The organism is Roseivirga sp. UBA838, from assembly GCF_002296035.1.
GTDB lineage: Bacteria > Bacteroidota > Bacteroidia > Cytophagales > Cyclobacteriaceae > Roseivirga > Roseivirga thermotolerans.
In genome coordinates, this window is the sequence record NZ_DBHC01000021.1 from 37,137 (window position 1) to 47,145 (window position 10,009).

The window sequence follows — 10,009 nt, forward strand, 5'->3', positions numbered from 1 at the left end:
GTATTTTAAAGTTTATGCCTGATCGCGGCTTAATGGATATATAATCAGGGATTTATTAGGTGTTTTTTGAAATTTTTGTTCGGCCATTTAAAACCTATGCTATGCGCTCTTCTTATCAAACCACTAGGGCAGATTCTTCGACTGTGCTCAGAACATAATCAGAACATAAAAAGAAGGGCTGTTGATTGGTCCATCCGATGGCTAATTCCCGGCTTCCTAATGTTCTACCACCAACCACCAGGTATAAACCAGATACACGAGCAGTAGAACAGCAGCCTCCCAACGGTCCAGTTTTTTACGTTTTCCCATAAACATGGCCAGAAAAAGGAATAACGTGCCTCCCAAAAGTAAGTAGATTTCCCTGTTGAAATCTGGCTGAAATGGAATAGGACTAATAAGACCGCTCACCGACAGGATAAGCAAAAGATTAAAGATGTTGGAGCCTATTATATTACCAATGGCAATGTCGCTGTTCTTTTTAAGGGCAGCCACCACTGAGGTAACGAGTTCGGGTAAAGAAGTTCCGGCTGCTACTATGGTTAAGCCAATTACTCTTTCGCTCATGCCCAGGCTTTCCGCTAACAGTACTGAGTGATCTACTACCAGTTTACCACCAGCAATAAGACCGGTTAAGCCGGCTCCAATCAATAGCCAAATTTTGGCTGAAGAACCAGAGCTATAAGTTTCCGGTTGAGCCGATTCGGATTTCATTTGCCGAAACATGTAGAAAAGAAAGGCACCAAAAACAAGCAATAACAAGAACGCATCGGTATTTGAAAGAGTTGGTTCACCACCCAACAACCAGTCGTTGGCCAAAAATAGCAATAGAGCGGTGGCTAAAAAGGAGAGGGGGATTTCTTTCCAAACCATGCCCGACTGTACCGACACAGGGAGTATTACCCCTACAAGACCAAGTATAATGAACAGATTGAAGTTGTTGCTGCCAATTACATTGCCAAACACGATTTCAGGATGGTCTTGGTAAGAAGCCAGTGTGTTGACAATCAGTTCAGGGGCCGATGTGCCAAAAGCCACTATGGTGAGGCCAATAATCAGGTCGGAGACACCATATTTTTTAGCCAATTGGGTAGAGCCCGAAACCAGCCAGTCGGCTCCTTTGATCAGCAGAACAAAGCCCAACAGGATCAGCAATATTTGAGAAAGCATATGGCCTTTAGACGAAGTGCTTTTAAGAGGTCACCGAAATGGAGGAGGAAAGTTTATGGTTCATAGTTCATAGTTCATAGTTCATAATTTCATGCTTTATGAACAATGAAGGTCTATGAACATAAAACACTAGCCCATTTGAAAGCTTCTCAACTTTATCTGAGTTAGCTTGCGCTTGGTGTCCAGAGGGAAATCTCCTTGCATCATCCAGTCGTAATAGCCCGGTTCTCTTTTAAGAACATCGGCTACCGGGCGTCCTTTGTGCTTGCCAAAGTTGAAGACCTCTTCATTCTTGTCGTTATACACCATGCGTCCGGCCAGGTCTACCATATGGCTGGCTACCAGGTTGTGAATGGAGGCCATATCGTTTTCAATAGTGCCTAAATCTCTTCCGGAAGCATCAGTAACCGGTTGTCCCAAATACTTTTCAATTTGTGCTTTAAACACTTCAAAAGTGGCCTCGTTATCGGCTTCAGCACTGTGGGCCCCTTCCAATTCCTTACCGCAGTAAAATTTGTATGCTGCCGACAGAGTGCGTTGCTCCATTAAAAAGAAAATCTTCTGAGCATCAATTAGCTTTTTCTGGCTCACTTCAAAATCTACTCCCGCTCTCAAAAACTCCTCTACCAGCAATGGCACATCAAAACGAACAATGTTGAAACCACCCAGATCGCACCCTTCCAGAAATTTGGCCAGGCTTTTTGCTATTTCCTTAAAGGTGGGTTTGTCGGCTACGTCTTCATTGCGAATTCCATGAATCATAGAAGCCTCTTCCGGAATGGGAATGGTAGGATTAACCAACTGCACTTTGCGTTCGGTTTCTCCGTTGGGCATTACCTTTAAAAAAGCCAATTCTACAATTCTGTCGTGTGCTATATTAATGCCGGTGGTTTCCAGGTCGAAAAATACGAGAGGGTTTTTTAGGTTGAGTTGCATTAGCCTGTTATTCTATTCTTAATGGTTTCTATGTCCAAACCTCCGAAATTTCCTGAGCTCATCAAAAGCAGGTTGCGATTATTCCAGTTTTGGTTGAGTAAATACTCTTCCAGCTTAGGTGCTTCTGTAAACAGTCGAATGTCCGGTCGGTTAAAAGCCTCGCGCAGTTCAGCTTCTGTAATCATTTCCAATTTCTTGGCCTCTACTGCTTTTGGGTTTATGAAAATGAGCGCCTCGTGCGGAAGGTTGTAACAGTCTTTGTACTGGTGTATGAATGCCTTGTTGAGGCTGCTAAAGGTATGTAATTCCAGGCAAGCGGTGAGTTGCCGTTTGGTAAACTGCCGGGTTACAGCCTCAGAAGTAGCTTTCAGCTTAGAAGGGGCATGGGCAAAATCTTTATAGATGCTGCAATTTTGGCCTTCTCCTATCAGTTCCAGCCGTTTAGAAGCTCCCTTGAACGATTGTATGTGAGTGAAAAACTGCTCATCGGAAACGCCCAACTCATTGAGTAAACAGCGAGCTGCATTCAGGTTCTGGAGGTTATGCTGACCAAACACTTGCAAGCCATATTCATGACCTTCCCACTCAACAAAGGTCTTGTTATTCCTAACGGTTGCCGGAAGTGCATCGTAGGCCAATAAACGTTCTTGTGGTATTTCTGCCCGATCGATCAGACTAACAAGCCGCGGGTCGGAGGCCGCATAAAAGAGTTTACCTTCCGGAGGTGTTAAGTCAATGAATTGGGCAAATTGATGCTCGTATATGTCCAGAGTAGGGAATACGTTATAATGATCCCAGGCTATACCGGTTATGCAGGCATAATGGTGTTTGTAGTGAAGAAATTTTGGAGTAAGATCCAGAGGGCTTGTGGTGTACTCATCGCCTTCAATTACCATTACCGGAGCGTCAGAAAGTTTTACCATGGTTTCAAAGCCCTCTAACTGTGCACCCACCAGATAATCGAAAGCCCTACCCGTTTTTTGCAATACGTGCAGCACCATAGAAGTAATAGAGGTTTTGCCATGAGAGCCGGCCACTACCACCCGGGTTTTGGCCTTAGATGCCTCGTGGATAAACTCAGGGAATGAGTAAATTTTTAAACCTAAGGCCCTGGCCTTGAGTAGCTCCGGGTTGTCTTTTTTGGCATGCATACCCAAAATCACATAGTCCAATCCACTATGCACTTTGTCGGCATTCCAGCCTTCTTTTTCAGGCAATAAGCCATGCTTTTGGAGGTTAGTTTTAGAGGGGTCAAAGAACATGTCGTCAGACCCAGTAACCTGATTGTCAAGTAGTTTTAGGCAAATGGCCAGGTTGTGCATAACACTTCCGCCAATGGCAATAAAGTGAACCTTCTTATTTTTTAGCATGAATTGTTTTCTGAAGAATGTGCCAAAAATAAAGGAAAACCAAAGGCGTTCCAATCATAAGGTACTGATATACATGCGCGTGGATAATGGTGTACACAACTGTGCACAACTTGTTTGCAACTGGTCATTATTGTTGTGCATAGAGCGGGGAAAAATAAAGGTTCGCATCTGCTTGAATTTGTGGCCCGGATAAGGATAGTTTTGTGCTTATGGAAAAAGGAAAATCAGCAGCATTGAGGCTCGGATATAAGTCTAAAAACCTTTCGGTGGAAGGTGCCCAGTTGGGTAAACTTCCTCCGCAGGCCATAGATTTGGAAGAGGCTGTATTGGGTGCGCTGATGTTGGAGAAGGATGCACTCACCAATGTGATTGACATTTTAAGCCCGAACTCTTTCTACAAAGACAGCCACAAAGAAATATATCAGGCCATATACGATCTGTTTCAGGCTTCGGAGCCTATCGATATCCTTACCGTAACCAGCTACCTCAGAAAAACGGGCAAGCTGGAAATGGTGGGTGGGCCGTATTACATAACTCAACTTACCAATAGGGTATCTTCTGCCGCCAATATTGAGTATCATGCCCGAATTATTGTGGAGCAATCCATTAAGAGGGAACTTATTCGAATTGCTTCTGAAATTCAGAAAGATGCCTATGAAGATACCACTGATGTTTTTCAGCTACTCGATCGGATGGAGCAGTCGCTTTTTGAAGTGTCTGAAGCCAATATCCGCAAGGAGTACGATAGCATGAAGAATATTATGGCTACGGCCCTTGAAGAAATTCAGGCACGTAAAAACCATCAGGATGGACTGACGGGCGTGCCTTCCGGCTTCACAAGTCTGGACAGGGTAACTTCAGGCTGGCAGCGATCTGACTTGGTAATTATTGCCGCCCGTCCGGGTATGGGTAAGACTGCTTTTGTGGTTTCGGCCCTCCGAAATGCGGCCGTAGACCATGGCCATGCCTGTGCTATATTCTCTCTAGAGATGTCATCGGTACAGTTGGTTAACCGACTTATTTCTGCCGAAGCAGAGTTGGGTAGTGAAAAAATTAAAAAAGGTAACCTGGCTGAGCACGAATGGGCTCAGTTGGTACACAAAACAGCGAATTTAACCAAAGCCCCCATATTTATTGACGATACCCCAGGTCTTTCCATCCTCGAATTGAGGGCGAAATGCCGAAGGTTGAAACAACAGCACGATATTCAGCTGGTGGTGATTGATTACCTCCAGCTGATGTCGGGCGATTCTTCAAAGAGCGGAGGAGGATCCGGTAACCGTGAACAGGAAATCGCATCCATTTCCCGAGCTTTGAAAAACCTGGCTAAGGAACTTAATGTTCCTGTAATTGCGCTTTCGCAGTTGAGCCGTGCCGTGGAAACCCGAGGCGGAGATAAGCGTCCCCAGCTTTCCGACCTCAGGGAATCCGGTTCTATTGAGCAAGATGCCGATATGGTTATGTTCTTGTATCGACCGGAGTATTACGGAATTACGGAAGACGAAAACGGCATGCCAACTCAGGGTACCGGTGAAGTAATTATTGCCAAGCACAGAAACGGATCGCTGGAAAATGTTCAGCTCAAATTTATCGGCCAGTTTACCAAGTTCTGCGACCTCGACTTTAACTATGGTGGAACAGCTACTTACGGAAACACCTTCCCGTCTGGTGCTTCAAGTAATTTTGAGTCTAGTGGCAATACCATGACCTTCCAAAGCAAGGCCAATAGTGGAGATACTCCTAATTTGCCTACTAACGATGAGGAGCCTCCGTTCTAACCCTTTTTTTATCTATTCCAATATTCATAATTGGTAAAGAACCAATTCAAATGTTGAGTCAAACCCTCAATGTCTGGAAATATGGATAAGTTATTTACACCGAACTGGTTTAGCATAAATATGATCTCTTGCTTTAGCTCATGTGGAATAATTATGTTGTAAACATTTGTGTTAGAGAGAGGTAGGCTGGGAGGATTGTGGATGGTGAAATATCCAAGTTGATTATTAAGTCTTGCATTCGTCCCAACTGGTTGTATCATTTTGATGGACTGATTATTAGTTTTGAAAGGTGTTTTGATTTGGTCGCTGCTGGTTACCGTGGATTTATAGATAAATAGTTGACCATTGTATTCAAAATTATCATAGCATGCGAAATATGTGGCTACTAGTGGATTTAATGACCAATCTAATAATCGTGTGGCAAGGCCGTAATGCTGGGCAATGGTTAGTAGATCCATGTCTGAATCATAATTCGTTCCTATTAATCCTTTTGCCCTTCTCTTCCAATTTCTGAAAATTTCTTGATCATTTCTGTGTATAAATTCAGGTCTTCCTACCTTGGGTACCAATTCCCAGTTCTCTTTCGATTGTCCTCTAAATCTGAAGGATGTTGAGTTTCTGAGTTGCTTAAAATGATCTAATAGATCTTGAGTTGTGTTTATCGTGTTGCTTTTCATTACTTGAGACTTTAAATGAAATGTACTAATTAATTTATGAAAGCACTTTGTATTACTGACCAAAAAGAACCTCTCCAGTTTACTAACAAAGAAGTGCCTGTGCCCAAAGCGGGTGAAGTTTTGGTGAGGATAAAAGCAGCCGCCCTTAATCACCGCGATCAGTGGATAAGAGAAGGTAAATATCCCAATATACAAATGGGTACTACACTGGGTTCAGATGGAGCCGGTATTGTTTCGGCCGTTGGTGAGGGTGTAGAAGAAGAGTGGCTGAATAGAGAGGTGATCATAAACCCCAACCGATCTTGGGGTGAAAATCCGTTGGTGCAAAGTACGGAATACAATATTTTGGGTATGCCCAAAGACGGCACCTTGGCCGAATATGTATTGGTAGAAGCCCATAGGTTGGTGCCTATGCCAGAGCATCTCAGCTTTGCTGAGGCTTCGGCAATACCGCTCGGGGGGCTTACGGCTTTTCGGGCTGCTTTTCATCATGGCCAATGCAGTGCCGGTAAAAATGTGCTAATCTCCGGAGTAGGAGGAGGGGTAGCTCAGTTTGCCTTTTTATTTGCTCTGCATGCGGGAGCCAGGGTTTGGGTGAGCTCCGGCAGCGAAGAAAAAATTGAACAATGCCTGACCCTCGGAGCTGAAGGCGGTTTTAATTATAAATCGGATTCATGGACCAAAGAGGCCCGACAAACAGGAGGCTTCGACCTGGTGATTGATAGTGCGGGAGGAAATCAGGTCAATGATTTTGTGAAGCTCATGAAACCGGCCGGGAGAATTGTGTTTTACGGAGCAACTAATGGTTTACCTGAAAAGGTGGATTTATATCGAATGTTTTGGAATCAGATCACGCTTCAGGGGAGTACTATGGGTAATGATAAGGAGTTTGCCGAGATGGTTACTTTTATCAATCAGCATAAATTAAAGCCAATTATAGACTCTGTAAGACCATTGGATGAGGTTCTCTCGGCCTTTGATGAAATGAAAGCAGGCAAGCAGTTTGGGAAATTGGTGCTTAGTTTAGAGTGAGCAGGTCGTTTACAGTCGCAACTTTAGTAGAAATTCGTTGGCCGATGTGCTTTGAGTACGCTCGTTAAAAGCGCCACTGTCATAATTAAAGTGAAACTCCATTTTGCCCGAAAGGCGCAAACCAATACCCATTACCAAAACTTCTTCGTTTCTAAGCGAAAATGTAGCCCAGATATTGTTTTTATAGCCCGTTTGAAGGGTATAATCGCGTCCAAGATCGCTAATGTGATTAATGCGCTGCAGTACTGAGGGGGTAAAAGACCAATCGTTTATTTCTAACCGATACCCCAAACCCACAAAGTGTTGATTTTTAATACGGAAGGTTTCGTGATTACCCTCATGGATGGAATTGCCACTAAACAAACGCTCTACAGAGTAGAATATTCGGGCCTTCGAAGAATATAAGGCAATGCCCAAAGAGAGGTCCAAAAAATCTTGTCGGTCGAAGCCCTGCATGAATTGCTGAAAAGGCAGGTCATTGTCTTCCAAAACAAAAAAGTTATCGGCTATTCGAAGCCGGATATAGCCTACAGAAGCACCGGCACTCATGGTTACTACCGAATTGAGCGGCAGGTGTACGCCATAGTTTGCATGGGCAGTTTGCCTATGAACCAGCCCGAAGTTGTCTTTCGAAATAATGCCTCCGAGAACCTGAATTGCTTTAGGGTTGACGTAGGCAACGGTGCTATTCATTACAGCCTTGGTATCTCTAAAACCGTTGGAAGTAGTCTGGTTTTTACCTACAGGTTTTAAGGCTTTATAGAGCGAGAGATAGTAACTGTCAGTATTCTTCAGCCAGGGGTTTTGTTGTTTTCTAAAGCTTAAAGCGAGGTTCAGGTTGTTGTTGAGGTTACTGGAAGCTGCATTGATTAGGTAATGATTGTTTATGTATTGGCTGAATTGCGAAATCTGCTGTGCTTTCCCAACCCGTGTAAGAAAGGGGATTAGCAAAAGGGTCATATAGAGGTGCAGCGGTTTCATTTAATAATGGATATTTCGCCTTGCACAAATTCCAGCGGATTGTTAGGGTCGGATATTTGATAGAAATACTTGTCAATGGGTAATACCTTATCGTTCAGAATACCATTCCAGGGGTATCGATCATAGTTATTGGTAGAGTAAAGCAACTGTCCCCATTGATTGTAAATGCGTACTTGGGCATTGGGTAGTTTTTCTATTCCGGGAATAATGAACTGGTCGTTGAAGCCATCGTTGTTGGGTGTAAAGGCGGTGGGTATTGCCGACATATCTAACAACTGCTTGTAAAGACCAACAGTAATTATGGTTTCAAATACTTCTAGTGCTCCTTTTACAATAACTCCTCCATTGTTGAGGCCCCAGCGTGAATAAGCGGTGGTGTTTTTCCAGCTGCCATTGTTCTGAAACCATATGTGCTCTTTTAGTTTGGGGTCTCGGAGCAGTACTTCATCTTCAAAATACTCCAGGCCAAGCTCCAGTTTGTCGCTGGGTTTCTTACGAGTACTTACTTTGTAGTAGCGCGTTATGCTTTCACCAAATGGCAATGGGGTAGAAGAGTGGCCCCTGCGAATAATCATGGTGTCTTCCAGATTAAATTTGGAAAATACCAACCCAAGGTTACCCACATTTTCGTCTTCTAGCGGTTTAGAGGCTATGAGCTTTACTATTTCACCACCACCAGTACTATGGATACGTCTATTGGATGTTTCGCCAACTATCTTACTTTCGTTAAAGGGTAATATAAGTTCGTGCCTGCCCAGGTCTATTTCTCCCTTTACCATCTCTAATTCGGCTGCCACCAGAATGCTTGTGTTCAGCACCAAACGACCTTCTATATCGAGTTGCATGGAATGAAGTTCGGGCATGTTTTTGCCTTCAAAGTATACTCTGCGTTCCTTATTTCGCACAACAAACTGACCTTCGCTTTGCTTTAACTGGCCGTTGTTGATCATGTGAAGATCGTTCAGTGCTACGTTGGTATTGTTGATGCTTACATGACTGCCTTCGGTGGTCACAAACACTTGTGCATGAACCAGATTGATGCCCAGTACGAATCCTAAAGCCATATGTAGCCAGACCCTAATCATCTTTTTTGTTCAGTTGATTAATTAACTGCAGAGCCTTGTTTAAGTCATCTCTAAGAGCTTCAACTTCTTTTTGTAATGACTCTATTTGTGTTTGCTGCTCCTTTATGGCTTCAACCAATACGGGAGTTAGTTGGGCATAATTAAGGCTTAGGTAGCCATGTTCGTCTGCTTCTACCAACTGCGGAAAGATCTTCTGGACATCCTGAGCGATAAAGCCTATTTGAAGTTTGTCTGAGAAATTACGATCGGAGAACTCTTCTTTTCGCCAGTAGTATGTTTTACCCTCCAGCTTGAGGAGGTTTTCGAGCGCACCATTAATGGGGCTGATCGATTCCTTGAAGCGTTCGTCTGATGTAAAACTGTACCAATCGGCAATTACCCTACCGTTGACATACAATTCGTAAGAGAGTGAAGAGGGGTTATTTAACCCAATGCCCACTTTGCCATTGAAATTGACAATGTCGTTGTCGAAATCGCCATAAATAAGTGGTGAATTGGAAGGGGAGTTCTCAATGTAAAGTTTGTTGCTTCCGGTATGACTGAATCCGGCCCGAAAGCCAATCATAATATTGCCCGACCCTGTGGTGTTCTTCTCAAGCGCCTGATGACCAAGGGCTACATTTCTATTTCCGCTTGTATTGGCTTCTAAGGCTTCGTTGCCTACAGCCACATTCTGATCGCCTGTGTTGTTGAGCCCCGATAGTTTACCAATTAAAACTGACTCTTGAGGGTTGGTGAATTCAAGTGTGGATTTCTGAATTCGAAGCACTTCAGTGCCAGCAGTTTGAAAGCGTATAATGTCATCATTCATACTGTTTAGGTCTGTGGTTACCCAGGTATTTATGTCGGCATCATTTATTCTTCTGTTGTCGCCAATTAACGAGGTGGGTACTCCCCACGATCCGGCTGTTTTAGGGCCGAAAAAATCGTAGGTTGAGGTATTGAGATAAAAGTCTCCGTCAACCCCAATGGAAGAGTCCGGG

Annotated in this window: 9 protein-coding genes; 2 read left to right on the forward strand and 7 right to left on the reverse strand. The window is 43.8% G+C overall.

Going from position 1 to position 10,009, the window contains the following annotated elements; translation table 11 throughout:
* Positions 1-216: 216 nt before the first annotated feature.
* From B3O12_RS08315 to B3O12_RS08325, 3 genes are all read right to left on the reverse strand, one after another.
* Complete coding sequence (locus B3O12_RS08315) at positions 217-1,167, reverse strand: calcium/sodium antiporter (RefSeq protein ID WP_286755959.1); 951 nt, start codon at positions 1,165-1,167, stop codon at positions 217-219.
* A gap of 129 nt (positions 1,168-1,296) precedes the next feature.
* Positions 1,297-2,103: a 3'-5' exonuclease gene (locus tag B3O12_RS08320; protein ID WP_189629852.1), complete on the reverse strand. Its 807-nt coding sequence runs from the start codon at positions 2,101-2,103 to the stop codon at positions 1,297-1,299.
* Positions 2,103-3,473 carry a UDP-N-acetylmuramate--L-alanine ligase gene (locus B3O12_RS08325; RefSeq protein ID WP_286755960.1) on the reverse strand — a complete coding sequence of 457 codons (1,371 nt, stop codon included), beginning with the start codon at positions 3,471-3,473 and terminating at the stop codon, positions 2,103-2,105. Before B3O12_RS08325 ends, B3O12_RS08320 begins: the two co-directional genes overlap by 1 nt.
* Positions 3,474-3,682: 209 nt before the next feature.
* Between B3O12_RS08325 and dnaB the strand changes: the two genes are divergently transcribed.
* Positions 3,683-5,251 carry a replicative DNA helicase gene (dnaB, locus tag B3O12_RS08330; RefSeq protein ID WP_189629854.1) on the forward strand — a complete coding sequence of 523 codons (1,569 nt, stop codon included), beginning with the start codon at positions 3,683-3,685 and terminating at the stop codon, positions 5,249-5,251.
* An 8-nt stretch (positions 5,252-5,259) separates the two neighbouring features.
* On the opposite strand, the gene B3O12_RS08335 is transcribed toward dnaB, so the two are convergent.
* Positions 5,260-5,928, reverse strand: coding sequence for an FRG domain-containing protein (locus B3O12_RS08335; protein ID WP_286755961.1), 669 nt, complete (start codon positions 5,926-5,928; stop codon positions 5,260-5,262).
* 36 nt (positions 5,929-5,964) lie between these two features.
* Here B3O12_RS08335 and B3O12_RS08340 point away from each other — a divergent pair, with 36 nt between their 5' ends.
* A complete protein-coding gene (locus B3O12_RS08340) occupies positions 5,965-6,960 on the forward strand; it encodes a zinc-binding dehydrogenase (protein ID WP_286755962.1) in 996 nt (331 codons plus the stop codon).
* A gap of 9 nt (positions 6,961-6,969) precedes the next feature.
* On the opposite strand, the gene B3O12_RS08345 is transcribed toward B3O12_RS08340, so the two are convergent.
* From B3O12_RS08345 to B3O12_RS08355, 3 genes are all read right to left on the reverse strand, one after another.
* Positions 6,970-7,941 carry a PorP/SprF family type IX secretion system membrane protein gene (locus B3O12_RS08345; protein WP_286755963.1) on the reverse strand — a complete coding sequence of 324 codons (972 nt, stop codon included), beginning with the start codon at positions 7,939-7,941 and terminating at the stop codon, positions 6,970-6,972.
* Entirely contained in the window at positions 7,938-9,026 is a 1,089-nt protein-coding gene (locus B3O12_RS08350) for a gliding motility-associated C-terminal domain-containing protein (protein ID WP_286755964.1), read from the reverse strand. Before B3O12_RS08350 ends, B3O12_RS08345 begins: the two co-directional genes overlap by 4 nt.
* On the reverse strand, positions 9,019-10,009 hold a 991-nt coding region (locus B3O12_RS08355), incomplete at its 5' end, for a tail fiber domain-containing protein (RefSeq protein ID WP_286755965.1). The genes B3O12_RS08350 and B3O12_RS08355, both read right to left, overlap by 8 nt.